The sequence below is a fragment of the Frankia torreyi genome (genome assembly GCF_000948395.1).
GTDB classification, from domain to species: domain Bacteria; phylum Actinomycetota; class Actinomycetes; order Frankiales; family Frankiaceae; genus Frankia; species Frankia torreyi.
This window is the reverse complement of sequence record NZ_JYFN01000056.1, coordinates 1-25,211: the sequence shown is the minus strand read 5'-3', so window position 1 is coordinate 25,211 and position 25,211 is coordinate 1. Positions and strand designations below refer to the sequence as shown.

Annotated in this window: 18 protein-coding genes and 2 pseudogenes; 12 read left to right on the top strand and 8 right to left on the bottom strand. The window is 72.2% G+C overall.

Annotated features, from left to right (window positions below):
• Positions 1-7: 7 nt before the first annotated feature.
• Positions 8-373, bottom strand: a complete 366-nt coding sequence (locus FF36_RS24855; RefSeq protein WP_044887613.1) for a hypothetical protein — start codon at positions 371-373, stop codon at positions 8-10.
• Positions 374-605: 232 nt separating this feature from the next.
• Here FF36_RS24855 and FF36_RS24850 point away from each other — a divergent pair, with 232 nt between their 5' ends.
• From FF36_RS24850 to FF36_RS24820, 7 genes are all read left to right on the top strand, one after another.
• Positions 606-3,362 (top strand): ATP-dependent RNA helicase, encoded by a 2,757-nt coding sequence (locus FF36_RS24850; RefSeq protein ID WP_044887592.1) that lies wholly within the window; start codon positions 606-608, stop codon positions 3,360-3,362.
• A gap of 141 nt (positions 3,363-3,503) precedes the next feature.
• Entirely contained in the window at positions 3,504-3,959 is a 456-nt protein-coding gene (locus FF36_RS24845) for a carboxymuconolactone decarboxylase family protein (protein ID WP_242419548.1), read from the top strand.
• 131 nt (positions 3,960-4,090) lie between these two features.
• Positions 4,091-5,029 carry a sigma-70 family RNA polymerase sigma factor gene (locus FF36_RS24840; protein WP_044887590.1) on the top strand — a complete coding sequence of 313 codons (939 nt, stop codon included), beginning with the start codon at positions 4,091-4,093 and terminating at the stop codon, positions 5,027-5,029.
• 24 nt (positions 5,030-5,053) lie between these two features.
• Complete coding sequence (locus FF36_RS31740; protein ID WP_052681399.1) at positions 5,054-7,204, top strand: protein kinase domain-containing protein; 2,151 nt, start codon at positions 5,054-5,056, stop codon at positions 7,202-7,204.
• A gap of 199 nt (positions 7,205-7,403) precedes the next feature.
• Complete coding sequence (locus tag FF36_RS24830; protein ID WP_044887589.1) at positions 7,404-8,648, top strand: PP2C family protein-serine/threonine phosphatase; 1,245 nt, start codon at positions 7,404-7,406, stop codon at positions 8,646-8,648.
• A gap of 213 nt (positions 8,649-8,861) precedes the next feature.
• On the top strand, positions 8,862-14,219 hold the full coding sequence (locus tag FF36_RS24825; protein ID WP_044887588.1) for a diguanylate cyclase: 5,358 nt from the start codon (positions 8,862-8,864) through the stop codon (positions 14,217-14,219).
• A gap of 215 nt (positions 14,220-14,434) precedes the next feature.
• Positions 14,435-15,895 (top strand): MFS transporter, encoded by a 1,461-nt coding sequence (locus FF36_RS24820; protein ID WP_052681398.1) that lies wholly within the window; start codon positions 14,435-14,437, stop codon positions 15,893-15,895.
• A gap of 104 nt (positions 15,896-15,999) precedes the next feature.
• Here FF36_RS24820 and FF36_RS24815 read toward each other — a convergent pair whose 3' ends face one another.
• Positions 16,000-16,581 carry a TetR/AcrR family transcriptional regulator gene (locus tag FF36_RS24815; protein ID WP_044887587.1) on the bottom strand — a complete coding sequence of 194 codons (582 nt, stop codon included), beginning with the start codon at positions 16,579-16,581 and terminating at the stop codon, positions 16,000-16,002.
• Between the two features lie 177 nt (positions 16,582-16,758).
• Here FF36_RS24815 and FF36_RS24810 point away from each other — a divergent pair, with 177 nt between their 5' ends.
• The gene (locus FF36_RS24810) at positions 16,759-17,478 is read left to right on the top strand and encodes a nitroreductase family protein (protein WP_044887586.1); all 720 of its coding nucleotides are present in this window, start codon (positions 16,759-16,761) and stop codon (positions 17,476-17,478) included.
• A gap of 24 nt (positions 17,479-17,502) precedes the next feature.
• On the opposite strand, the gene FF36_RS24805 is transcribed toward FF36_RS24810, so the two are convergent.
• Complete coding sequence (locus tag FF36_RS24805) at positions 17,503-18,522, bottom strand: LLM class flavin-dependent oxidoreductase (RefSeq protein WP_044887585.1); 1,020 nt, start codon at positions 18,520-18,522, stop codon at positions 17,503-17,505.
• Between the two features lie 366 nt (positions 18,523-18,888).
• Here FF36_RS24805 and FF36_RS24800 point away from each other — a divergent pair, with 366 nt between their 5' ends.
• Positions 18,889-19,326, top strand: a complete 438-nt coding sequence (locus tag FF36_RS24800) for a nitroreductase/quinone reductase family protein (protein WP_044887584.1) — start codon at positions 18,889-18,891, stop codon at positions 19,324-19,326.
• 139 nt (positions 19,327-19,465) lie between these two features.
• Here FF36_RS24800 and FF36_RS24795 read toward each other — a convergent pair whose 3' ends face one another.
• Together FF36_RS24795 and FF36_RS24790 are read right to left on the bottom strand one after the other, a co-directional pair.
• Positions 19,466-20,293 carry an SDR family NAD(P)-dependent oxidoreductase gene (locus tag FF36_RS24795; protein WP_044887583.1) on the bottom strand — a complete coding sequence of 276 codons (828 nt, stop codon included), beginning with the start codon at positions 20,291-20,293 and terminating at the stop codon, positions 19,466-19,468.
• Positions 20,290-21,357 carry a dihydrodipicolinate reductase gene (locus FF36_RS24790; RefSeq protein ID WP_044887582.1) on the bottom strand — a complete coding sequence of 356 codons (1,068 nt, stop codon included), beginning with the start codon at positions 21,355-21,357 and terminating at the stop codon, positions 20,290-20,292. The genes FF36_RS24795 and FF36_RS24790 overlap by 4 nt, the downstream gene beginning before the upstream one ends.
• Positions 21,358-21,617: 260 nt before the next feature.
• Here FF36_RS24790 and FF36_RS24785 point away from each other — a divergent pair, with 260 nt between their 5' ends.
• Entirely contained in the window at positions 21,618-22,262 is a 645-nt protein-coding gene (locus FF36_RS24785; RefSeq protein WP_044887610.1) for a DsbA family oxidoreductase, read from the top strand.
• Between the two features lie 636 nt (positions 22,263-22,898).
• On the opposite strand, the gene FF36_RS24780 is transcribed toward FF36_RS24785, so the two are convergent.
• The gene (locus tag FF36_RS24780) at positions 22,899-23,330 is read right to left on the bottom strand and encodes an Hsp20/alpha crystallin family protein (protein WP_044887581.1); all 432 of its coding nucleotides are present in this window, start codon (positions 23,328-23,330) and stop codon (positions 22,899-22,901) included.
• 152 nt (positions 23,331-23,482) lie between these two features.
• On the opposite strand from FF36_RS24780, the gene FF36_RS24775 reads away from it, so the two are divergent.
• Entirely contained in the window at positions 23,483-23,821 is a 339-nt protein-coding gene (locus FF36_RS24775; RefSeq protein ID WP_044887580.1) for a MerR family transcriptional regulator, read from the top strand.
• 56 nt (positions 23,822-23,877) lie between these two features.
• Here FF36_RS24775 and FF36_RS38945 read toward each other — a convergent pair whose 3' ends face one another.
• Complete coding sequence (locus FF36_RS38945) at positions 23,878-24,468, bottom strand: zinc-binding dehydrogenase (protein WP_242422829.1); 591 nt, start codon at positions 24,466-24,468, stop codon at positions 23,878-23,880.
• Positions 24,469-24,598: 130 nt separating this feature from the next.
• A pseudogene (locus FF36_RS41145) lies at positions 24,599-24,814 on the bottom strand (alcohol dehydrogenase catalytic domain-containing protein); the annotation flags it as partial.
• A 135-nt stretch (positions 24,815-24,949) separates the two neighbouring features.
• Here FF36_RS41145 and FF36_RS24765 point away from each other — a divergent pair.
• A pseudogene (locus FF36_RS24765) lies at positions 24,950-25,211 on the top strand (helix-turn-helix domain-containing protein); the annotation flags it as partial.

Genomic DNA, 25,211 nt, shown 5'->3' with positions numbered 1-25,211 from the left:
CAGCGGCTCACACCGGCCAGCGGGCGCCGGGTTCCCAGACCGACATGATGACGCTGGACATGTCCAAGGTGTCGCTCAGCGGCAGGCGCCCGTCACCCACCCGGGTGATGAACTCCCCGAACACCTTCGCCGGATCGTCGTCGAGCTCGTAGACCGCCAGGTGCCGTTGTGGCAGGTGACCGTCACCGGACTCGCCGTCGGCGGGCACGACATCGGCGGGCGGGATGTCCGGCCGGACCCGGTAGCGCTGGGCGGAGACGACGCCGGGGACCTCGCAGACGTCGCGGATGTGCACCTCGTCGTACCACTTGTTGTACTCGTCGTCCCGCCCGTCGACGGGATTGCTCAGGACCAGGAAGAGCGTGCGGGCCACGTCCGGTTTCCCCTCCTCGGCGAGAACCGGCCGTCCCAGGACGCCGCCGGTGTCCGACGATCCGGACACTAGCGACCAGTCGCCACCGAGTCCATGATTTTCTGACAGACAACTGCCAGAAAGTGGCGCCACGACCGCTGCCATCGCCGCTTTCCGGGATGGGCCGCGCCTGCCCGCACACGCCGTGTCGCCCAGCACCGTCGGTCTCCCCGCACCCGAGGAGACTGGGCGCATGCTGCCCGACCGCGCCGTCACCGGGGCGGACCTGCCCGTACGGGACGTCCTGCCCGCGCTCGTCGCCGCGCTGACCGGCGGCGGCCGTCCTGCTCCTGGCACCCGTCCAGACGGGGCGGATCCGGGTAGCGGTGCGGACGGGGCGGATCCGAGTGTCGGTGCGGGCGGGGTCGCGGTGCTGGTCGCACCGCCCGGGACAGGCAAGACGACGCTGGTCCCGCTCGCGCTCGCCGACGAGGTCACGGGCCGGGTCGTGGTGGCCCAGCCGCGGCGGATCGCGGTGCGGGCGGCGGCGCGGCGGATGGCGTGGCTCGTCGGCGGTGAGGTCGGCGACGCCGTCGGCTACACGATCCGCGGGGAGCGCCGGGTGGGGCCGTCCACCCGGGTCGAGGTGGTCACGACGGGGGTCCTGGTCCGGCGGCTGCAACGCGACCCGGAGCTCCCCGGGACCGGCGCGGTGATCCTCGACGAGTGCCACGAACGCCACCTCGACGCCGACCTGGCGCTGGCGTTCATGCTCGACGTCCGCGCGGCGCTGCGGCCCGACCTGCTGCTGCTCGCGACCTCGGCGACCGCCGACACCCCGCGGCTGGCCGACGTGCTGGGCGCGCCCGGACCGCCCGCCCCCGTCGTCGGCGCCGACGCCACGCGCTTCGACGTCGAGGTGGTGTGGGCTCCGCCGCCGGGACCGATCACGCCCGCGCACGGCCTGCGGGTCGACCCGCGGCTGCTCGACCACGTCGCCGCGACGGTCGGGCGCGCCCTGCGGGAGACGGCCGGGGACGTGCTCGTCTTCCTGCCGGGCGCCGGCGAGATCGCCGCGGTCGCCGGGCGGCTCGCGGGCCATCGCGACACCGTCGACGTGCTCCCCCTGCACGGCCGGCAGTCCGGCGGGGCGCAGGACGCGGCCCTGCGCCCCGGGCCGCGCCGGCGGGTCGTGCTGGCGACCGCGGTGGCGGAGAGCAGCCTCACGGTGCCCGGGGTCCGGGTGGTCGTCGACGCCGGGCTGGCGCGCTCCCCACGCATGGATCATGCCCGTGGACTGGGCTCGCTGGCGACCGTGCGGGTGTCCCGGTCGTCGGCGGGGCAGCGCGCCGGGCGGGCCGGGCGCGAGGCGCCGGGCCGGGTCTACCGCTGCTGGTCCGCCGCCGAGCACGACCGGCTGCCCGCCCAGGCCGAACCGGAGATCGCCGTCGCCGACCTGACCGGCTTCGCCCTGGACCTCGCGGTCTGGGGTCATCCCGGCGGCGACGGCCTCGACCTGCTCAGCGACCCGCCGACAGGCGCGATGGACGCCGCCGGGGCGTCCCTGCGGGCGCTCGGCGCGCTCGACGACGCCGGCCGGGTGACGCCACGGGGGCGATTGATCGCCGCCGTCGGGGTCCATCCCCGGCTCGCCGGTGCCCTGCTCGCCGGCGCTGGCGTCGTCGGCGCCCGGCGCGCGGCCGACATCGTGGCGATCCTGTCGGGGGACGGCCCGGCGGGCGGTGCCGGGCCGGGCTCGGAGTCCGACGATCTCCTCGCCGCGTGGCGCCGCCTGCGGGGGAACGCCGACCGGGCCGCGTCCGCCCGCTGGCGCGACGAGTCGCGGCGGCTGCGCTCGGCCACCGAAGCCGCCGCCCCCGCCGCCCCCGCCGTCCCCGCCGTCCCCGCCGTCGGCGGACCGCCCGGTGGCGGCATCGCCGACGACCCCGCGGCGCGGCGCAGACCGCCCGGTGGCGGTGTCACCGACGACCGCGCGGCGCGGCGCAGACCGCCCGGCAGCGGCGTCACCGACGACCTCGCGGCGGGGCTCGTGGTCGGGCTCGCCTTCCCCGAACGGCTCGCCCGGGCCCGCGTCCCCGGCGGCACGACGTACCTGATGGCCGGGGGAACGGCCGCGGAGCTGACCGCCGGCTCGGCGCTCACCGGCGCGCAGTGGCTGGCCATCGCGATCGCGGACCGCGGGGCCGGGCGGGTGTCGGCGCGGGTGCGCCTGGCCGTCGCCCTCGACGAGGCGACCGCGGGCGAGGCGGGCGCCGGGCTCCGGCGCACCGTCGACGAGGTCGCCTGGTCCGGCGGCGACGTCGTCGCCCGCCGGGTGGAGCGCCTCGGCGCGATCGTCCTGACCGAACGCCCGCTGGCCAGGCCCGATCCGGCCCTGCTCGAGGCGGCGGTGCTCGACGGGCTGCGCCGCGAGGGGCTGGCGGCGCTGCGCTGGACGCGCGACGCGACGGGGCTGCGGGAGCGGCTCGCGTTCTGCCACCGGTCCCTCGGCGCGCCCTGGCCGGACGTCGGCGATGACGCCCTGCTGGCGGCGGCGCCCGACTGGCTCGGACCGGATCTCGCCGGCGTCCGCCGCCGGGCGGACCTGGAGCGCATCGACGCCGGCCAGGCACTGCGCCGCCTGCTGCCCTGGCCGCAGGCCGCCCGGCTCGACGCGCTGGCACCGGAACGGCTGGAGGTGCCCAGCGGGTCGCGGGTGCGCCTCGACTACAGCGACCCCGACGGCCCCGTCCTCGCGGTGAAGGTCGCCGAGGTGTTCGGCTGGGAGCGGGTCCCGGCCGTCGCGGACGGCCGCGCCCCCGTCGTCCTGCACCTGCTCTCCCCGGCGGGTCGTCCCGTCGCCGTGACGAGCGACCTCGCGTCGTTCTGGCGCACCGGCTACCCGCAGGTCCGCGCCGAACTGCGCGGACGCTACCCGCGCCACCCCTGGCCCGACGACCCCACCACCGCTCCCCCCACCCGCCGCGTCGCCCCCCGCGCCAGCAGCTAGGCCGCACCGAACGCCCGCGTTTCTCGGCCCCCCGATGCCCTGGGGCGCACCGCTGTCACATGTGCGCCGCGCCGCGGGTCAGAGAGGTGACGGGTGGCGGAAAGCGCCGCGGCGACGTGGGCGGACGAGAGGACCTGAACGGTGGCAGCACGGATGAAGAACCCGGCGGCGGTCATTTCTGAGGCGTGGCCGGCGATCGCGGCCCTGAACGCGGCCAGCGAGACGGGCGGCGTGCCGGCGGCGACCCTTGCGCTGGTGCATCTGCGGGTCAGCCAGATCAACGGCTGCAGTGCCTGCGTGGACGCCGGCTTCCGCGATGCGCTGAAGAGCGGAGAGGCCCCGCAGCGGCTCGGCGCCGTCGCGGCCTGGCGGGAGACGAGCTACTACGACGATGCCGAGCGGGCCGCGCTGGCGCTCGCCGAGAGCGCCACCCGGCTCAGCGACCGCACCGACCCCGTCCCCGACGAGGTCTGGGACGAGGCAGTCAGGCACTACGACGACCGAGGCATGGCCGCGCTGATCCTCAAGATCGCGACGACGAACGTCTTCAACCGGCTGAACGCCGTCACGAAGCAGGTCGCCGGCTCCTGGGGCTAGGCAGCCATCCTGGGGCCGAGATCGGTCGGCTCGTCCGGTGGGACGCGGGCGATCCTGCCCGCCACCGACCCGAGCACCTGTGCTGTGTGCCGCTAGGACGGCAACGGCAACGCGACGGAGGATCGTGACCGATGGACGAACGGCTCGCCCGGAGCTTCGAGGAGCACCGCGGGCATCTGCGCACCGTGGCCTACCGGATGCTCGGCTCCCTCGACGAGGCGGACGACGCGGTGCAGGACGCCTGGCTGCGCCTGAGCCGATCCGACGTCGGCGGCGTCGAGAACCTGGGTGGATGGCTGACCACGGTCGTCGCGCGGATCTGCCTGAACATGCTTCGGGCCCGCAGGACCCGTCCCGAGGACCTGGTCGGCGTCCACGTGCCCGATCCGATCATCGGTCTCGCCCCGACCGCCGGGGCGGGGCAGCCCGAGCAGGAGGCCCTGCTGGCCGACTCGGTCGGGCTCGCCCTGATCACCGTGCTGGACACCCTGGCTCCCGCCGAGCGGCTGGCCTTCGTGCTGCACGACCTGTTCGACCTGCCATTCGACGAGATCGCGCCGATGGTGGGTCGCTCGCCGGCCGCGGCCCGCCAACTCGCCAGCCGGGCCCGGCGACGGGTGCGAGCGCTGGACACGCCCGTCCCCGATGCCGTCCACGCCGACCACGCCGACCAGCGCAGGGTCGTCGACGCGTTCTTCGCCGCGGCCCGCGGCGGCGACGTGACGTCCCTGGTCGCGGTGCTCGACCCCGACGTCGTGCTGCGCGCCGACGGCGGGACGGGCCGGCCGCAGGCCTCGGCGGTGGTGTGCGGGGCGCGCGACGTCGCCCGCCGGGCGCTCCTGTTTGCCCAGCCCGCGGCGGTGGTGCATCCGGTGCTGGTCAACGGCACCGCCGGAGTGGTCATCACCATCGACGGAAGGCCGGTCTCGGTCATGGGATTCGTCGTCGCCGACGAGCGGATCGCCGAGATCCACGCCCTCGTCGACGCCGGCCGCCTCGCCCGGCTCGACCTCGCGGCCTGGCTCGGGCCGGCCGGCGGCGAACGGGCCCGGACTCCACGCTCACGCTAGCTCGGCCATCGGCGCCAGACGGCCATGCTGGCACCCGAGATTCTGGACGCGGCCTTCCCCAATATCGTGTGCGTACTCGGCGTGCTGCGGGAGGTGCATGGTCCGGTGTTGGCGGACAGCGATGGCCAGGCCGTGCGCGATCCTGCCGTCCTGCCGGAGGGAGTGACCGAGCTCGAGAACGACGATCCCTCAGCACTGGGGCCGTACAGGTTGTTCGGCAGACTCGGTGAGGGCGGGATGGGGACCGTGTTCCTGGCCTGGAACCCGGCCGGTGGATGGGTCGCGGCCAAGACACTGCACCGTCACCTTGCACGGCAGGCTGACTTCCTTGCCCGGTTCGCCCGGGAGGTCGACAACGCTCGGCGGATCAACAGTCCGTACACCCCGTCGGTGGTGGACGCGGACACCGCGACACGTGACCCGTATCTGGTGACCGAGTTCATCGCCGGGCCGACGCTGAGCCAGGAAATCAGAAGACGCGGGCCGCTGTCCCGATCCGAGCTGCATCAGCTCGCCTTGAACCTGGCGTCTGCCATGCTTGCCTTTCACCGCGTCGGGATCGTGCACCGTGACATCAAGCCAGCCAACATCATCCTTTCCCGGACCGGACCACGAGTCATCGATCTCGGCATCTCTCGCGCGCTGAACGAGGCCGTCGGCATCACCTTGTCCAGCGGCCAGCAGCCCGGAACACCTCAGCTCATGGCCCCAGAACAGTGGACCGGTCAACGCCCGACCCCGGCGACCGACGTGTTCGCCTGGGGCAGCGTGCTCACCTACGCCGGCACTGGACGCTTCCCCTTCGCCGGGGTGGACCAACGGGAACTGCGGGACGCGGTGCTGCACTCCCGACCCGACACGGACGGTTTGGACGCCCCCCTGCGCCCGCTCATTCTTCGGGCGCTGGCGAAGGACCCGGCGGCACGCCCGGATGTCGCTGATCTCCTGGCCGACCTTCTGGGCGGCGCCGCCCCCCTGGCGGCCACTGGCATCGAGGCGGCGCCCGTCAGCAAGGCGACGCCCGTCATCGGTGCGGCCGTCGCCCAGATCCCGCCTACCGTGGCCCATCCGATGACCGACGAGTCGGTCACCGCACGCGCCGAACCCGCTTTTGCCGACGACCACGCGGAGCCCGCCCGGTTCGAGAAGACGTCGGACATGACTGCAACCGCCGCCACGGCGATCGGCGGTTCGACACGCACAGGTCGCGTCCCGTCCCCGTCCCCGGATCGGGGCACGGGGACGGGCGGTGCGGCGGGTGGGCCGGCAGTCGCACGGCGGGGTCGCCGACAGGGGCGGCGGCTGACCGTCCTCGCCGGCACGCTGGCGATCGCGGCCGTCATCACGGTGGTCGCACTCCTCATCCATCGGATGACGTCGCCGTCCCGCCCGGCCACCGCCGTCGTTCCCGAGGGGCTGATCGGCCTTCCCGTCACCCGCGCGAAGGCCTCGCTCCAGTCTGCCGGCTTCCGCCAGATCGCCCAGACCCGCAGTCCGGATGACCGGGCACGGGGCACCGTGCTCGCGGTCAGTCCGCAGTCCGGCGACGTCGTCCGCATGGACTCGCCCGTGGTTCTCACCATCTCAGCCGGTCGCTCCGCGGTTGCGGTCCCGAATGTCGTCGGTCAGTCGCAGTCGGATGCTGAGACCGCGCTCCGCCGGTTGAACCTCACCGTCACCGCGCAGATCAGCACCGCGGTCAGGGCGGGTGCCCCACCGGGATGGGTCGAGGCGCAGGATCACGCCGGTGAGAAGGTGGAACCCGGAACCGCGGTGACCATCACCGTGGTGAGCCTTCAGCTCCCGGTGCCCGACTTCGTCGGCCAGCCTGCCCGAACCGCCGTCGAACAGCTCACGGACGCCGGATTCCAGGTCACGCGGGAAGAACGTCGGTCGGATTCCGCGGTGGGCACGGTTATCGACCAGCAGCCCCGGATCGTGCCCGCGGACCGTGGCTCCGACGTCCGTCTCATCGTCTCCACCGGCCGCCCGGCCCAGACAGCACCGCCCCGAGCCACCACACCCCGAGCCACGGCACCTCGAGCCACGGCACCCCGAGCCACGGCACCCCGGGCCACCACCCGCACTCCGGCTACGCCTTTGGACCTCTTCGGCGCCACCACCCGCGCTCCGGCTACGCGGACTCCGGGAGGCCTCGGCGGCGTCTTCGGGTAGGGAAGCCGAGATGGCCCGTGCATCCCGGCCGCGACCGAGAGCCACGCTGGTGACAGGGCACGATCGAGGGCTCCGTCACCGCGCCGTCAGTCCGCCGGTCCCAGTAACCGATCGACGGTGAAGCGGGGTGTCGACGTGACCAGGTTGACGCCGCCCGGTCAGGCTCGCACGGCTATGTAGGGCCGGCGAGCGACAGGGGATGGCCACGGTGGCAGGCGAACAGGACTCCCGCAGGGTCCCGGTGGATCGGTCGGAGGGGTTCGGCGAGCGGCTGCTGGGTCTGCTGCTGGACCGCGCTCACGAAATGCCGCCGCAGTTGATCGCCCCGCTGGTGGCCGAGGAGGTGAACAGGATCGGCGGTCGGAACGTCTCGATCCTGCTGCAGGACTACGAGCAGCGGCTGCTGACGCCGCTGCCGGGTCGAAACCTCATGATCGGGGAGCCTGAGCCGATCGACGACTCCCCCGCCGGCACGGCATTCCTTGGCGCGACGACCGTCGAGCAGCCCCTGGCCGAAGGTGTGCGGATGTACCTGCCCCTGCTGGACGGAAGCGCCCAGGTGGGGGTACTCGCCCTCACCCTCGCCACCGTCGATGACGACGACCGCCGGTTGCTGCGGCGACTGGCCGGCCTCGTCGCCGACATGCTAGTCACCAAAAGTAACTATACCGACCAGTTCTTCCGGGCCCGGCGCCGCGCAGCGATGAGCGTGGCCGCGGAGATCCAGTGGTCCCTGCTGCCCCCGCTGACCATGCTCACCCCGCAGGTCGCGGTAGCCGGCATCCTCGAACCCGCCTACGACATCGCGGGTGACAGCTTCGACTACGCCCTCAACGACGAGATCCTGCACATGTCCGTCATCGACGCGATGGGGCACAGCCTGGACGCCGCCGTACTGGCGACGGTGGCGATCGGCGCCTACCGGCACGCCAGACGTGCCGACATCGGGCTTGCCGAGCTGTACATGTTCATGGACGCGGCCATCAGCGCGCAGTTCGGACCCGACCACTTCGTCACCGCGCAGATGATGCGTCTGAATGTCGAGACAGGTCACCTGCAATGGGTCAACGCGGGTCACCCACCAGCACTGCTGATCCGCGATCACCAGGTCATCCAGACCTTGGCGAGTCCGGGAACGCTACCGGTGGGCGTCGGCGGCGACATACCGCAGATCAGTGAGCAGAAACTCCGGCGCGGGGACCGGGTCCTGTTCTTCACCGACAATCTCGTCGAGGAGCATGAAAGCGGCGGAGAACAGTTCGGCGAGGAGCGACTGATCGGCATCATCGAGCGCGCCCGAGGCGAAGATGTGCGGGAGATGGTACGCGGAGTTTCCCATGCGCTGATGCGGGAACGGCGTGGGATCACGACCGACGACGCGACCCTCTTCCTGGTCGAGTGGCGCGGGGGCACCGCCGACCACCTCGCCACCGTCGATCTGTGACCGGGAGGAAGCGGGCGAAGAGGCAGGCGAGGAGGCGGGTGGCGCCCGGCCGTGGCACGACCTGGACCCGGAACCCCCAGGGCGATCGTGATGATCGTCGCGATGCGGGCTCGACATGCGATCATCCGCCTATCGCGAGACAGTCACCAGGTCCGGGGTGAGTCGGTACGGACCGCGACAGGTGGAGCGTATGCGCGGACGAGGTGACGCTGTGTGGTTCAGCTTGAGATACCCGGCGTCCTGATCCGGGAGGAGCTGGGACGCGGTGCCTACTCCGTCGTGTATCGGGCGGAGCGGGAGGGCCGGGATTATGCGGTCAAGGTGCCGCTTCGGGCGGTGGCGCGTGACGAGACCGTCGTGCGTGCGTTCGCCCGCGAAGCCACCATTCTGGCCTGCATAAACCACCCCAACATAGCTCGGGTCCGGGCCGCCGGGCACACGGCGGACTACCCGTTTCTCATCATGGACCTGGTCGAGGGAGATTCGCTGAAGGCGCGGATCGCCGCGGGGCCGCTGGGGGTCACCGAGGCCACGCGGGTGGCGCTGGACGTGGCGTCGGCGCTGTCCGAGGCGCACCGGCGCGGCCTGGTCCACCAGGACGTCAAGCCCGCCAACATCATGATCGGACCGGACGGAAAGGCCACCCTGCTCGACTTCGGGCTGATGACCCGGGCCGGCGGGCCACCGACCGACCGGGCCGTCGGCACGGTTCTGTTCGGCGCCCCGGAACAGACCGGCATGCTGCGACGGCCGGTCGAGCCGCGCTCCGACCTCTACGCCCTCGGCGCGGTGCTCTACACCTGCCTGGCCGGCTCGCCGCCGTTCCAGGCCGGCGACACCGCCGAACTACTCCGCCTGCACGCCGTCGCGACGCCCCGTCCCCTGACGCAGGTGCGCGCGGACGTCCCCGCGGAACTCGCCGCGGTCGTGACCCGGCTGCTGGCCAAGGACCCGGACGACCGGTACCCGTCCGCACTCGACGTCGTCGCCGCGCTGACGCCGCTCGTACCGGGCGCAGCCGCTCCCGCGCACCCCACGGTCGGCCGGGCCGCGCCGGCCGGCGTGGGCGACCCGGACACGCTGGTCCGGGGTCGCCACATCGGCCGCCGCAGCGAACGCGCGCTGCTGCGACAGGCGTGGACGCGATGCCTCGGCGGGGAACCATCTCTCGGCGGGAAACGATCTCTCGCTGGGGAACGATGTCCCGCCGGGGAACGATGTCCCGCCGGGGAACGCGGCGTCGTGACGGTCATCGGGGAGGCCGGCGCCGGCAAGACCCTCCTCATCCAGGACCTGCTCGCCTCGCACGGCCCGGTCGACGGCACGGCGGACGGACCGGTGATCCTGCGCGGGCGGTGCGCGGCGAACGCCTCCGCTCCCCTGGCGCTGCTGCACGATCTGATCGGCGGCTATCTGCACGGTCTGGCGGCCGTGCCCGAGCCACGACGGCGGGACCTGGTCGCCCGGATGGTGTCGGCCGCGGGTCCCGATGCCGCGCTGCTCGCCCGCGTGCACCCACTGCTCGCCCGTGCGCTGAACGTGGACCGCGCGGCCGGCGAACCGGAGGCCGGCGAACCGCGCTTCCGTTCGGCCGCCGTCGGCTTTCTCAGCCGGCTCGCCCTCCGCTGCCACGGACTGGTCATCTGGGTGGACGACGCCCACTGGCTGGGCCCGGCCGACCAGCAGATCCTCGAGGACCTCACGGCCTCGACGGACCCCGCGCCGCTGCTGCTGGTCAACTCGACCCGGGATCCGGCCCTGCGCGTGGCGGCCGGATCCGCCACAAGCTGGGACATCACGCTCGGGCCGTTGCACGAGCACGAGGTCGCGGAGGTGATCCGCGACTATCTCGGCGAGATCACCGACCAGGCCTTCGCGCGGGACGTCGCCGTGCGGTCGTCCGGGAACCCGCTGGCCGTCGCGGAGTACATCCGGGCCGTGATCGACGCCGGGCTCGTCCGGCCCGACTGGGGCCGCTTCACCCTCGACCGCACCGGCCTGGACTCGCTGCCGCTGCCCGAGGAGGTCCTCGACCTGATCCGCCATCGGGTGCACGCGCTCAGCCCGACCGCCGCGGCCGTCCTCGGGGTCGCCGCCGTGATCGGCCGCAGCTTCGACCTCGCGTTGCTGACCGCCGCGAGCGGCCGGACCAGGGCCGCGATCTCGATGGCGACCGCCGAGGCGGAGGCCCATCAACTCGCGGCCCGCGGCCGGGGCAGGACCTGGTCCTTCGTCCATGACTGCGTCCACGAGGCACTGCTGTCGACTATGAGCCCGCAGGAGCGGACGGCCGCGCACCGACGCCTCGTCGAGGTCCTCGACGCCGACGGCGCGGGGGGCGGCGACCACCTGTACGCACTGGCCCGACATGCCGTCGCCGGACAGATCGCGCCGAACCGTCGTTTCCGGCTGACCTCGGCCGCCGCGGCGGCTGCACTTGCCACCCCGGCGCCCTACGAGGCCGTCGCCCTCTACCGGTCCGCGCAGACGGCCGCGGACGAGGCGGGCATCGAACCCGACGCCGAGTTCGAGGAGGGTTTCGCGCTGGCCGCCGCGCGTACGCTCGCGCCGGCGGACGCCCGGACCCATTTTACCCGCGCGCTTCGTTCGCAGGCCGACCCGCGGCGGCGGGCCCGTGCCTATCTGGAACTGGCCGGGGTCGAGTTCGCCGAGTTCCGGACGGCCGCGGCGCTGGACTACGTCCACCGCGGCCTGGCCGAGATCGGCCGCGGAATACCGGCCAGTCCCGCGGCGATGGCCGCCGTCAGCATGGGCCGATGGGCGGCGGGAATGGCGTGCCGACGGCCGTGGACAGGTTTCGGCCGAGCCCGCGGCGAACGCCGGGAGCTGCACGAGATCCGCTGCCGCCTGTACGAGATCGGCATCCTGAGCGAATGGATCTCCGGGCGGATCGGTCCGATGCTGGCCTTCATGATGTCGTCCGTCCACCCCAGCCAGCGGCTGGGCTCGGGCGAGCAGTACGTGCGCAGTCACGGCTGCTTCGTGCTCGTCGCGGCGGACTTCCGGCGCGCCCGGGTGGTGGAGCGCGGGGTCACCCGGCTGCGGAACCTCGTGGCGGACAGCGAGGACCCGGTGCTGCGGGCGGAGGCCTACCTGTACACGTCCGCGGCGCTGCTGTTCCTCGGCCGCAACGTCGCGGGTGAGCGGGACTCCGAGGACACGTTCCGGCGCGCTCACCGGTGGATCGAGACCTTCTTCTTCACCAGCAGCTACTCGATCCTCGTGCGCAGCCTCGCGCTGCGCGGGCATGACCGCGAGGCGTGGGCGAGCTGCGAGGCCAGGCCGCATGGAGAGCGCGTGCAGGCGGACCTCGCCATCCTGCGGGCGAGGCTTGCCCGCACCCTGCGTTACCCTCCGGTTCCCCATCCCGGGCTCGGTGCGCTCGACGGCGAACCCGAGGCCGAGCGGATCCGCCGCTACCTGATCTGCAGTGACGTCGCCGAGCTTGAGATCGAGGACGAGGACTTCGGTCCGGCCTTCGACGCCGCGGTCGAGGTGGGCGACGCGGTCGTCCGGCCGTCCTGGCGAGTGCCCGGGTTCTTCCGGAAGTTCTGGATCACCAAGGCCCGGGGCCGGCTGGAGCAGGCGCGGGCCGCACCGGCCGGGCCGGTGCGCACCCAGCGGTACCGAGCCGCACGGCGTGCGCTACATGAGGCCCGCCGGGCGGCGGCCTACCCGCCGTTCGCCGCCGACCTGCGGGTGCTGCGGGCCGTCGACCGCCAGCTCGTCGGCGACCACGCCGGCGCACTCGACCTGTTGGACGCGGCGGAAGGGGCGGCCCGCACCCTCGACCTGCCCCGGGTCCGCTTCGACGTTCTCCTGGAACGGGCCCGCTGCCTGCGCGCACTCGACGAGCCCGACCGCGCCACCACCGAGGCGGAGCTGGCGGCGAAGGTGGCCGCGAGGTACGGCTGGATCTGCCGGGAACACAAGGTGTACCGCGAGTTCGAGCTGACCGAGCGGGGCCTGTCGTTCGCCGAGGCGAGCGGCGCGGCGTCACCGGCCACCGCGTCCCGGGACCGGCGCCGGCTCGACGCGGTGCTTCAGGTGAGCGCGGCGGCCGGGCGGGAGACGACGCCGGAGTCCGTCGCCACCGTGGCCCTCGACGAGATCATCTCCATCCTCGGGGCGGATCGGGCGCTGCTGCTGCTCCCCGACCCGGCCGACCGCGAACGCGACTCGGGACGGCTGCGGCTCTACGCGCAGCGGCACGCCGAACCGACCGATGACCTCGGGCCGGACGACGGGCCGGACGACGGGCCGCGCGGCATCGCGACGACCGTCATCGAACGCGTTCAGGTCGAGCAGCGGCCGCTGGTGGTCACGGGCACGGACGAGGGTGCCGCCCTCGGTTCGCAGAGCGCCGTCCAGTACGGGCTGCGCAGCATCCTCGCCGCGCCGGTTCCGGTCAGCGACGGCCGCAGCGGCGTCATCTACGTGGACAGCCGGGTCGCCAAGGGGCTGTTCAACGAGGACGACGCCCGGATCCTCATCACGTTGGCCAAACAGGTGGGACTGTCGCTGAACATGGCCGAGGCGGCCCGCCTGCAGGCGGTCGTCGCGGCGGAACGCCGACAGCGGGACCTGGCCGAGACGATGCGCAACGTCACGCTGCAGGCGACCTCGACCCTGAACACCCGGGAGATCCTCGGGCGGGTGCTGACGGCGACCAGACACGTCCTGCCGTTCGACTTCGCCTGGGTGCTGACCCGGGTGTCCGGAACCGTCCGGATCAGCTCGACGCACGGCGAGGTGGCGGACGGGGTCGTCGGTACCGAACTGCACCCTGCGGCCGGCGGCCCGATCGCGCGCGCCTTCGACCGCCACGAGGTCGTCGCCACCGCCCCCACGATCGAGCTGCCGGGCGGCGGGCAGGCGGCCCGGAGCTGGCTGGCCGCGCCCGTCCCGCTGCGGGAAAGCATCGAGATGGTGGTCGTGCTCGCCTCCCGGGCACCCGACTGCTACTCCGAGACGCGCATCCAGATCGCGCAGACCATGATCGATCAGGTGGTCATCGGCTATCAGAACGCGTGGCTGTTCGAGAAGGTGCAGCGGCTTGCGGCCACCGACCAGCTCACCGGTCTGGCCAGCCGGCGACATTTCCTCGAGCAGGCGGAACATGTCTTCGCCGCCCACGGCGCCGCGGGTCGACCGGTGAGCGCGGCGATGGTCGACATCGACCATTTCAAACGGGTCAACGACGTCCATGGCCATATCGTCGGGGACGAGGTCCTGACGGAGGTCGCCCGGCGCCTTCGGCGGGCGTTCCGCGACGAGGATCTCATCGGTCGGGTCGGCGGCGAGGAGTTCGCCGTGCTGATGTCCGGGCCGGCGACCACCGCCGAGGCCCTCGGGCAGAGGCTACGGAACGCTCTCGCGCAGGACCCGATCGACACCTCGGTCGGGCCGCTCGACATCCGGCTGAGCGTCGGCGTCACCCCGCGGTCGCCCGGCGACAGGAGCCTGCGCGACCTGCTGACCCGCGCCGACAACGCGCTGTACGAAGCCAAGCGCGGCGGGCGCGACCGGGTCGCCGTCCAGCTCCGGTGACCGGATGACCGACCCGTCGAGCGGCACCACGCGGTGTCGCCGGACGGGGCCCGTTCCCAGCACCCTTGCAAAACGGAATGATCTTCCGTATCGTGAGGCATCCGAAACGGAAACGGATTCCCATTCCGGTGGTCTGACGGTCGGGCCCGGCGGCTGGATGTCGAGATGGCCCGCCGGGTCCTCCCCGCGGGGCACGTCCTGCTCGAAGGATGAGGATGAGTGCTCAGGAACTGAACGCAACCACGACGCGGGGCCCGGACCGGGTCGCCGAGGCTCCGTCGGCGGAGCACCGCCGGCGCCGTATGAAGATCGCGCTGGGTGTCATCGTCGCGTGCCAGCTCATGGTGATCATCGACGCGACGATCGTGAACATCGCGCTGGCGCGGATCCAGTCCAGCCTGCACTTCTCCGCCTCGAGCCTGGCCTGGGTGCAGAGTGCCTACTCGCTGGCCTTCGGTGGGCTGCTGCTGTTGGGCGGACGGGCGGGCGACGTCTTCGGCCGGCTGCGGCTGTTCATCGGCGGGTTGGCGCTGTTCACCCTCGCCTCGCTGGCCGCCGCCCGCGCCGCGCAGGGGGTAGGGGCCGCACTGGCCGCGCCGGCCTCGCTCGCCCTGCTCGCCACCACCTTCACCGAAGGTCCCGAGCGGCGACGCGCCCTGGGGGTCTTCTCCATGATCGCCGGACTCGGGCTGACACTCGGTCTCATCCTCGGCGGGCTGCTGACGACGGCCTCCTGGCGGTGGGTGTTCGTCATCAACGTTCCGGTCGGCATCGCGGTCATCGCGCTGGCCCGGCCCTTCCTCAACGAGACCCCGCGGCATCCGGCCCGATTCGACGTTGCCGGCGCGATCGTGTCCACGGCGGGGATGACGTCGCTGGTGTACGGGTTCATCCGGGCCGCATCGGAGGGCTGGTCGGACAGCCTGACCGTCGTCACCCTCGCCGTCGGCGTCGTGTTCCTCCTGGGGTTCCTGTTCGTCGAGGCCAGGGCCGAGCAGCCGATCATGCCGCTGCGACTGTTCGCGGAACGGCTGCGGGCCGGGGCCTATACCAACATGCTGCTCATGTCGGCGGCGATGGGAAGTTTCTTCTTCTTCCTGTCGATCTTCCTGCAGAAGGTGCTGGACCTCAGCCCGCTGCGCACCGGCCTGGCATTCCTGCCCATGGCCCTGGTCCAGTTCGGTGGCGCGCGCACGGCGCCGAAACTGGTCGCGCGCTTCGGCCCGAAGACCATCACCGCGGTCGGTACCGCATCCGCGCTGGTCTCCGCTGTCTGGCTGACCCGGCTGGACGGCGCGAGCAGCTACCCGGGCGGCGTGGTCGGACCGCTGATCCTGCTCGGCCTCGGGATCGGGCTGGCTTTCATGCCCCTGAACATGGTCATCCTCGCCGGGCTGCCGCCACGGGACACCGGGTCCGCCTCCGGGCTGCTGCAATGCCTGCAGCAGATCGGGCTCGCCGTGGGGATCGCCGTTCTCACCACGGTGTACGGCACCTCGCTGCGCAACTCCGCCGATCATCCGGACACCACCCTCACTCCGCAGGCCCAGATGCACCACGATCTGGCGCACGGGATCGCGACCTCCTTCTTCGTACTGGTCGCCTTCATCGCGGTCGCGTTCGTGGTGGCCGTCTTCGTCTTCAAGAACCGTAAGCCCGCGACTACCGGCGCCTGACCCGGCCCGGTCCGGTCCGGCCCGGGCCGGAACAGCACGGAACAGCACGGAACGGGCGTCGGGCAAGATCCCACCGGTTCCCCGTGACCAGCCGACCGTGGCGCCTATCGGCGACGCATACCTTCCATCAGGTAGCCGAGCAGATCGACCCCCCGACCCGAGCCCGTCTCCTCCGCGGTCAGCGCGATCGCATTGGTCAGCTTCAGGAGGGTGGACATGTCCAGATCTGCCCGCATCGTGCCGTCGCGCTGCGCCCGGGAAAGCAGGACGGCGCCGGCGGCCCGCATGTCCTGGCAGGACACGGAAAGCGGTGAGATGCCGTCGTGCAGAACCGACATGACCTCCCGTGCCAATCCGCGATATTCGCCGAGGTGGGAGATGAACTGCTGCAGCCAGTCGGCAAGCGCGTCGTCGGGCGGCCCGACCTCGGCCAGGTTCACCGCGGCGACCCGCAGCGCCTCGAAATGATCCAGCAGGACGGCCTCGAGGAGCGCCTCGCGGGTCGGGAAATGCCGGTAGACCGTTCCGGTACCCAGCCCGGCGCGCTTGGCCACCTCGTACAGCGAGGCATCGGCTCCCACGTCGGCGAAGACCGCGCGCGCCGCGGTGAGCAGGCGCTCACGATTGCGCAGCACATCCGTCCGGACGGGTCGGTCGGCTGACGCGGCCGGCGGCCGAACCATCATGGCTGCCTCCCCAGCATTGCCAAACGGAAGAATCTTCCGGATAATATCACACGAATTTCGAGTCCTCCGCGGTCACGGCCTCCACCGGCCTTCGAGGAATGACAGATGGGCAGCGGAACAGCACTGCCAGGGTCAGGAGTACCGGGACCCGACCGCAAACAACCGGAGACGAACATCATGGATGTGCGCGAGGCGTTGTACACCACCCGCACCATGCGGCGGGTGAAGCCCGATCCCATACCTCTGTCGGTCCAGGAACGCATCATGGACGCCGCCGTTCGGGCGCCCAACGGCGGGAACCTGCAGAAGTGGCGCTTCGTTCTCGTCGATTCCCCCGAGGTCAAGGCCGTCCTCGGCCCGCTCTACCGCGACGCGGTGGCGCGTGGCCTGCAGGGCTACTACGGCGACGCGGCGGCAATCGCCACCAGCACTCCCGAAACGGAGGAGGGCGTACTCGCCAGGCGCATGGTGCGCTCGGCGAACTGGCTGGCGGATAATTTCGAACAGGTTCCGCTGTTCCTGTTCGCGCTCATTCCGGCGACCAAGTCCGTGGGTTCGGTGTTCCCCGCCGTCTGGAGCGCGATGCTGGCCGCTCGGGCCGAGGGCGTCGGCTCGGCGCTCACCACGATGCTGGGTGTCGGCCACGGCCTGGAGACGCTTGCCGCGCTGGGGGTGCCCTTCGAGGAGAACTGGATCAACGCGTGTTGCGTCTCCTTCGGTTACCCGACCGGGCGCTGGGCGGTCGCGCGCCGAGAACCCCCGCAATCAGTGACGTACCGCAACCGTTGGCTCGCACCGAGCGGGTTCCTCGGCGCCGGCCCGCTGTGGCCTGACGGCGCCGCGTCCGCCAGTGAGCCGGATCCCGCCAGTGAGCCGGATCCGACCAGCGCGTCGTAATCCGGCTCAGGCGACTAATCCGGCTCAGGCGACCTGGCGCCAGGCGTCGGCCAGTGCGGTGAAGCTGTCCCGGCGGCGGTCCCGGTCGAGGCCCGGGGTGACAACGACGATCTCGTCGACCTGGGCTTCCTGCTTCAGCTCCAGCAGCCGTCCGGCGACGGACTTCGGCTCGCCGGTCACCATCCGACCGTCGTCGCGGCGGGTGGCGCGGAACTGCGGCGAGCGGGCGAACGCGCGGACGTCCTCCGGCCGCAGCGGCTCACGGATCCCGCGGGTGATGTTCTGGATCATCAGGGCCCAGGCAGCCTCGAAGTCGCCGATCGCGTCGTCGTCGTCGCTGGCGAAGGCCAGCACGGACATCGCCGAATACGGCGTCGCGCCGTCGGTGCGCGGGGTGAACTCGCGCCGGTAGGCCCGCAGCGCCTCGACGGCGAGATCCGGGCTCATGTGGTGCGCGAACACCGCGCTCAGCCCGTTGACGGCGGCGAACCGCGGACCGTACGGGCTCGACCCCAGCACGAACAGCTCGGGCCGCTCCTCGACCAGCGGCGCTGCCACGAGCTGCGCGTAGGGATGGCCGGCGGGGAAGCCGTCACCGAGGAACGCCAGCAGCTCGCCGACCTGCCCGGGGAACTCCGCGGCCGGATCACTGGCCACACCCCGGCGCAGCACGTGCGCCGTCAACGGGTCGGTCCCCGGCGCCCGACCGAGCGCGAGATCGATCCGGCCCGGGTACATCGCCAGCAGCGTCCGGAACGTCTCGGCGACCTTGAACGGCGCATGGTTGGGCAGCATGATGCCGGCCGCGCCGACCCGGATCCGGGACGTGTGCGCGCCGACGTGGGCCGTCAGCAGCTCCGGGGCGCTGCACGCCAGGCTGGTCATGTTGTGGTGCTCGGAGACCCAGTACCGCCGATAACCGGCCGCCTCGACGGCCTGGGCGATGCTCACCGCGCCGGCGATCGCGGCGCTCGGGCTCTCGCCGTGCTCGATCCCGACGAAGTCGAGAACGGCCAGCGGAAGGACGTCGTCAGCAACACTCACCCTCAGGTCAATTCCCCGTCCCGCGACCGCATTCCCGCCGCCGCCACCGAGGTGCGTGCGGTCGACGACGCCGCAGTCGCGGCCGGCCCACTCCGGGGTGGGGCGGGTTGCGGCACGTTCAGCACGGTCCGAGCCCGCAGACCGGGCACGACGCACCGCATCTGACGTCCCCCGGCACCGCCGCTGCGCGGCCGGTCGGCGGGTGCTCCGCGGGCCGGACGGCGTGCGCCGGCGGGAGGAAGGTCCCGCGGAGCCGGGCCCGGCTCGTCCCGTATTCAGGATGCCCGGTCGAGCGGCGCAAGGCCGCGACCGGGCGAGGAACCAGCCCGACCGTCAGGTCGGAAGCCGGAGGAGAAAGCGGACGCGATGAGCAAGAAGACCTTCACCGCCCAGGACATCGAGGACTACATCACCGAGTACCGGGCCACCGGCGGCAAGCCGACCGGCAGGTTCGCGGGGCCCACCCGGCTGCTGTTGCACAGCGGCCACGATGCCGACGGCAAGCCGCACATCGTGCCGTTGAGCTACTTCGCCGACGCCGACAAGGACCGTTGCGTCGTGCTGGCCATCAACGACGGCCTCGATGAGGATCCGCGGTGGCTGCGGCACCTGCGCGCGCACCCGGAGGTCACCGCCGAGATCGGCAGCGACACCGTCCGGCTGACGGCCACGGAGATTCACGGCGCGGAGCGCGACGCCATCTACGCGCGCCACGCCGAGACGTTCCCGATCCTGCTGGAGTTCCAGTCGGCGACGACCCGGGTCATCCCGGTCGTCGCACTCGCTCCGACCGGCAACGCCTGACCCGTTCCCCCGCCTGACCCGTTCCCCCGCCTCACCCGCCGGGCCGAGCGTGCGGCCGAATCCGTCACCGCACGCTCGCCGGCACCCTCGGCACCGCCGCCTCGCTCCGCCCCCCGGGCTGGGAGCGAGGCGGCGCCGGTCAGTCGCCGAGGGCGGCGGCGCTCGCCGTGTCAGGCATTTCCAGGTGACACGTGAGCCCGCCGTCGATCGGCAGCAGGACGCCCGTGATGAACGAGCCCTCGTCGGAGGCGAGGAACACCGCCCCGCTCGCGATGTCGCTGGAAAGGCCGAGCCGAGGCAGCATGATCGTCTTGCGGACGGGCGCCATCAGCGCCTCGTTCGCGACCATCTTCGTCATCTCCACGCCGCCGGTGTTGGTGAAGCCGACGATGATGGCGTTCGAGCGGATGCCGTACTGGCCGTAGTCGACCGCGATCTGCCGGGTCAGCGAGTTGATCGCACCCTTGGAGGACTGGTAGCTCGGCCGCCCGGTGATCGACAGCACGCTGGACGCCGCGGAGATGTTGATGATCGCCCCGCCGCCCGCCGCGATGAGGTGCGGAATGGCGTACTTCGCCGCCCAGAACGTCCCGTACAGGCCGATGCGGACGATCTCGTCGAAGACCTCGGTGCTGACGTCCGCGACCTTGGTGTCCGGCCTGCCGGGCCCGGTGAGGTGCGTCGCCGCCGCGTTGTTGACGACGGTCGTGAGCGAACCGTAGGTGGACACCGCCAGGTCGACCGCCGCGCGGACGTCGTCCTCCGAGGCCGCGCTGCCGGCGGCGAACGTGACGTTCTCCCCGCGGGCCTTCGCCTCTTCCTCGATCTCCTTGCCGGCGTCCACCGACCGGCCGGTGAAGACCACGGACGCGCCCTCGCGGGCGAACCGCTCGACGAACTCCCGGCCGATGCCTCGCGTGCCGCCCGTGATGAGGGCGACCTTGCCGGACAGGCGCTGCGTACTCATGCCTGCAGCTCCGCGGAGACCACGCCGACCGGCGCGGGCAGGTCGAGCACCGTGACCCAGCCGGTCTTCTGCGTGGCGGCGACGCCGGGCAGGCAGGCGACCGCGCGCGCGGCGTTGAGGGCGGCGACGTGGTCCGGCCCGTCGTGCGAGCCGGGCAGGCCGAACTGCAGCTCGATCGACGGGCTGCCCTCGACGATGACGCGCCAGTTGGGCTCGTCGTCGTCCTGGCGCCAGTCGTCGCCGAGGCCGAGCACCGCGCTCTGCTCGTTGACGAGCTCGTAGAACGGCTTGCCGTTGGAGTAGGCGGTCAGCGTCCACCGGGCCCCGGCGACGTGCCCCTTGGGAATGTGAAGGCCGCTGGGCTGCAGCGTGAGGTCCTCCGGCGCCGCGCCGAACTCCTTCTTCGTCAGCTTGGTGCCGTCGTACGGAATGCCGAGGGCCTGCGCGACGATCTGCGCGGACTGGCCGATGCACCACTGCCAGGACGCGTCGGCGAAGGAGAGCTCGCCGTCGAGGTCCACGTGATCGGGGATCTCCTGGCCGAAGCCGAGGAACTCGCCGAGCTGGAAGGCCGACGGGTAGTGCGGGACGTGGTCCTTCTGCCAGGCGCGCACGAACGTGACGTCGGCGCTGTAGCCGGTGGCGAACAGCGGCAGGACGTCGCTGATCAGGCCGGGGATGTTGCCGCCGGCGATCAGGGCGGAGCCGCCCTCCTCGCCCGCGGCCTGAATCAGGTCGTACGACGGCTCGCTCGGCAAAAACCAGCCACCGTGGCTGGAGTAGACGCTGGTGCCCGCGCGCATGAACCTCGCGATCAGCTCCGGCTGCCAGTCGATGCCGTGCCACGCGAGGACGTCCGCCTTCAGCCCGATCAGCGCGTCGACGTCGCGGGTGGCGATGACACCCGTGGGGGCGATCCCGACGATCTCACCGGCGTCCTTACCATCCTTGTCCTCGCTGTGCACGAGAACACCGACGAGCTCGAACGCCGGATTGCCCTGCACGAGCCGCACCACTGTGCTTCCGACCCCGCCGGTGTAGCCGACAACCACCCGTAACGCCATGCGTCGCCTCCGCGTTCACCCCTGTGCGTCCAACCGGACGTGCCGAGCGTCACACGCGTCGACCGGCACCGTCAATCGCCGATCAGGAAGCTGAACGTTCGTACAGCGCCCGGAATCTCCTCGCCCGGCCCGGTGTTCAGTTCCGGCGACGGTGGACGGCAGGGTCGCCGGCCGGGCCCGATGCGCCCGCCGGCCGCGAGGGTGTCGGCGTGACGGCGCCCCGCGACGGACCCGCGACAAGGAGGGTGACGGTCGGACGCATGCGCGTGGACATCTGGAGTGACGTCGTCTGCCCGTGGTGCTACATCGGCAAGGCGCGTTTCGAGCACGCCCTGGCCGGATTCGCGCACCGCGACGAGGTGAGCGTGGTGTTCCACTCCTACGAGCTGGACCCGACGCTGCCCCGCGGCGAGTCCGGCCCCCTGCGTGAGGCGCTGGCCGCCAAGTTCGGGCGCCCGGTCGAGGAGGTCGCCGCGATGGAGAACCGCGTCGCCGACGCCGCCCGTGGCGAGGGGCTGCAGTACACCGCGGACCGGCTCAGCGGGAACACCTTCGACCTGCACCGGCTGCTGCACCTGGCCACCGACGCCGGCCGGCAGGCCGAGGCGGTCAGCGCCCTGAACGCGGCCCACTTCGGCGCGGGCCGGCCGGTGTTCGACGCCGAGACCGCCGTCGAGGTCTTCACCGCCGCCGGCCTCGACGCCGCCGAGGTCCGCCGGGTCTGGAAAGGCGACGACTACACCGACGCGGTGCGCGCCGACGAACGCGCCGCCCGCGACCTCGGCATCACCGGGGTGCCGTTCTTCGTCCTCGACGACGCCTTCGGCGTCTCCGGCGCGCAGCCCGTGGACCTGTTCACCCAGGCCCTCGACCAGGCCTGGGCGCACCACCGGGCCGCCGCCTGACGGGCCGCCGCCTTGCCGGGCCACCCATCCAACCGGCCGCCCCGGCACCTTCGAGTGCTCTCACTGCTCGTCCGAGCAGGTACGGGATGGTCCACTGATGGACCGGCGCGGCCGTCGATCACAGGATGCGACCCAGGAGACGCCGGTAGCCGACGAGCGTCACCCAGGTGACGCTCGTGCTCCCGCGCTGCCCCGATCGGGAGGCAGTTCTGGCCCCGGGTAAGGGCAGCCGGGGCCAGAACTGCGCGCGGGACGACGTGTTGCTGGAATTTCCTGGGATCGTGAGTAGTAGCCGGGCCTCCCTTCGCCGTGCTGCTGCCTTGATGTCGAGGGGTTCGGGCTGCTGGGCGGCGCCCGCTGCCCGGCTCTGCGTTGGGGGCGTCGGGCGACCGGCGGTCCGGATGGGTGAGGGTGGGGACAGCACGCGGTCGGCGGTGGTCCCGGCGACGCTGGTCCCGGCACGGGTGGCCGCCCTGGCCTGCCCGTCGGAACGTCGCTGCCCCACTCGGCCGAGATGATCGCGTCGAACTCGGCCTGCAGCAGGTCGGGGTCGGCGCAGATCAGGTCGGCCAGCTGCGCCTCGACCGACCGGACCGGCGCCGGCCCCTGTGGGGTAGCCATCGGTCCCGCCCCGGCTCAGGCGTGGATGGCCCGGCGGTCGTCGCTGGACGTCTCGATCGCGATCTTCCGGGGCTTGGCCTTTTCCGCGACCGGGATCCGCAGGGTCAGCACGCCGGCGTGGTAGCTGGCGGTGATCTTCTCGGTGTCCAGGTTGTCGCCCAGGATCAGCTGGCGGCTGAACACTCCGCGGGGCCGCTCGGCGACCAGGACCTCGCGGTCTCCTTGCAGTGCCGGGCGCTGCGCGCGCACGGTCAGCACGTTGCGTTCGACGTCCAGATCCACGGTGGCGGGGTCAACCCCGGGCAGATCGAACTCCGCCACGAACTCCTCGCCCTCGCGCCAGGCGTCGATCGGCATCCCGCTCGGCCGGGCCACCGTGCCCAGGGTGCCGAGCACCTGCTGGCTCAGCCGATCCAGCTCCCGGAACGGGTCGGTGCGCACCAACATCGGAACTCCACCTCCACGATCACGATTTTGTAGATCAGAGCGTTGGATCATCCACTTATCTGTAGTGGCTGACCTAGATTTTTATATAGCACCGATGGCAGACTGAGGCAAGTCCCCGGTCGGCTGTCCGGGCGAGTCCCTGGAGGCGCCCCGTGAGACCGTCGGATGTCGACCCGACCCAGGGGGTGTATGGCATCTCGGTCGCCGCCGATCTCGTCGGGATGGACCCGCAGAGCCTGCGCCTGTATGAGCGGCGCGGCCTGCTGGAGCCGGCCCGCACCGACGGCGGGACCCGCCGGTACAGCAGCGACGACCTGGCCCGGCTTCAACGGATCGGGCATCTACTCGCAGCCGGGCTGAACCTCGCCGGCATCGCCAGGGTGCTCGAGCTGGAGACTGAGAACGCACGGCTGCGAGCCGCACTTGAGCTGACTCAGGCTGCGGACGTGGAGCCGCCACCGCGGTCGGGCCGCCTTCGAACCACGGACTGAGGCAGGAAGGCCGCGCCCGAGACACTGACCGGCGCGGTGACGTACGGACTGCCCGTCTAACGGACCGCCACGGTGCGCCCCTCAGCCTCGCCCCGGCGCAGGCGCTCGAGCCCGTCGGGGATGGCGTCGAAACCGACGGTGGAGATGACCGGGTCGAGCGCGCCCGAGGCCAGCAGCGCGTAGACCGCGACCAGGTCCTCCTTGGTGGCGCCGAGGGTGCCGCGCAGCTCGAGGCGGCGGACCACCAGGTCGACGATGCTGAGGGTCGCCTCCGGCCGGCCCGCGCCGATCTGCACGACCCGACCGCCGGGGCGGGCCGCGCTCAGGGCGAGTCGCGTGGTGTCGATGCCGGCGAAGTCGAACACCACGTCGAGGCCGAGGCCGGCGAACCGGTCGGCGTCGGTGGTGAACGACGCCGCGCCCAGCAGGTCCGCCGTCGCCTCCAGATCGGACCGCACGTCGGTGACGTGGACCTCCCCGCCGAGCAGGACGGCCACCCGGGCGCCGATCTGACCGAGCCCGCCGAGCCCGATCACGCCGACGCGACTGCCGCTGGTCACCTCGCCGATCGCGCTCACCGCGTGGTAAGCGGTCGCGCCGGCGTCGGTGGCGGCGGCGGCCTGCGCGTAGTCGACCCCGACGGGCACCGGCACGAGCTCGTCGACCTGCGCCAGCGCCCCGCTCGGCGTAGCCGCCGTCGCGACCCACCCCGGGCCCGTCGTGCAGGACCGGGGCGATGCCGACCCGGTCGCCGACGGCGAAGCCCGTGACACCGGCGCCGAGTTCGGCGACCGCGCCGGCGATCTCGTGGCCGAGCACGATCGGGACGTGCGAGGGCATGCCCGGCACCTCGCCGTTCATGAAGGAGATGTCCGTGTGGCACAGCCCGGCGGCGTGAACGTCCACGACCACCTGGCCGGGCCCCGCTACCGGGTCGGGAAGCTCCACCGGCCGCAGGGGCTCCCCGGTCGCCACGAAGTGCCACGCCTTCATCACGGTTCTCCTTGTCGCGCGCCGCCCGCTGCGGTGGGAACTGGGCGCCTAGTAGACCGTCGCTGTTTAGTTCTGGGGTNTGGCAGGCTGGTGTTGGCAGATCTTCCTCGTCCCCTCTGCCGGTCAGGACAAGTCATGCCGTCACAGAAGAAGCGGCCGGTCACCTTGACCGCGGCCGATCGTGAAGCGTTGGTTCGGGTCACCACCACGGGTGTGCATCCGGCCTCGATGATCAGGCGGGCGCAGGTGCTGCTCGCGTTGGACACCTCGACCGGCGAGGTTGATCCTGTCGAGGTGATCGCGGCACGGCTGGGTGTCTCGGGTGAGACGCTGCGGCTGGTCGCCAAGCGGTTCGCCGAGACCAGCGGCGACATCTGGGCCACGGTCGGGCGCAGGC

Bases quoted from the DNA above. Each gene is read 5' to 3' on its own strand.
- FF36_RS24850 (WP_044887592.1), top strand. From the start codon at position 606: ATGCTGCCCGACCGCGCCGTCACCGGGGCGGACCTGCCCGTACGGGAC.
- FF36_RS24840 (WP_044887590.1), top strand. From the start codon at position 4,091: ATGGACGAACGGCTCGCCCGGAGCTTCGAGGAGCACCGCGGGCATCTG.
- FF36_RS31740 (WP_052681399.1), top strand. From the start codon at position 5,054: ATGCTGGCACCCGAGATTCTGGACGCGGCCTTCCCCAATATCGTGTGC.
- FF36_RS24830 (WP_044887589.1), top strand. From the start codon at position 7,404: ATGGCCACGGTGGCAGGCGAACAGGACTCCCGCAGGGTCCCGGTGGAT.
- FF36_RS24820 (WP_052681398.1), top strand. From the start codon at position 14,435: ATGAGTGCTCAGGAACTGAACGCAACCACGACGCGGGGCCCGGACCGG.
- FF36_RS24815 (WP_044887587.1), bottom strand. From the start codon at position 16,581: ATGATGGTTCGGCCGCCGGCCGCGTCAGCCGACCGACCCGTCCGGACG.
- FF36_RS24810 (WP_044887586.1), top strand. From the start codon at position 16,759: ATGGATGTGCGCGAGGCGTTGTACACCACCCGCACCATGCGGCGGGTG.
- FF36_RS24800 (WP_044887584.1), top strand. From the start codon at position 18,889: ATGAGCAAGAAGACCTTCACCGCCCAGGACATCGAGGACTACATCACC.
- FF36_RS24795 (WP_044887583.1), bottom strand. From the start codon at position 20,293: ATGAGTACGCAGCGCCTGTCCGGCAAGGTCGCCCTCATCACGGGCGGC.
- FF36_RS24790 (WP_044887582.1), bottom strand. From the start codon at position 21,357: ATGGCGTTACGGGTGGTTGTCGGCTACACCGGCGGGGTCGGAAGCACA.
- FF36_RS24785 (WP_044887610.1), top strand. From the start codon at position 21,618: ATGCGCGTGGACATCTGGAGTGACGTCGTCTGCCCGTGGTGCTACATC.
- FF36_RS24780 (WP_044887581.1), bottom strand. From the start codon at position 23,330: ATGTTGGTGCGCACCGACCCGTTCCGGGAGCTGGATCGGCTGAGCCAG.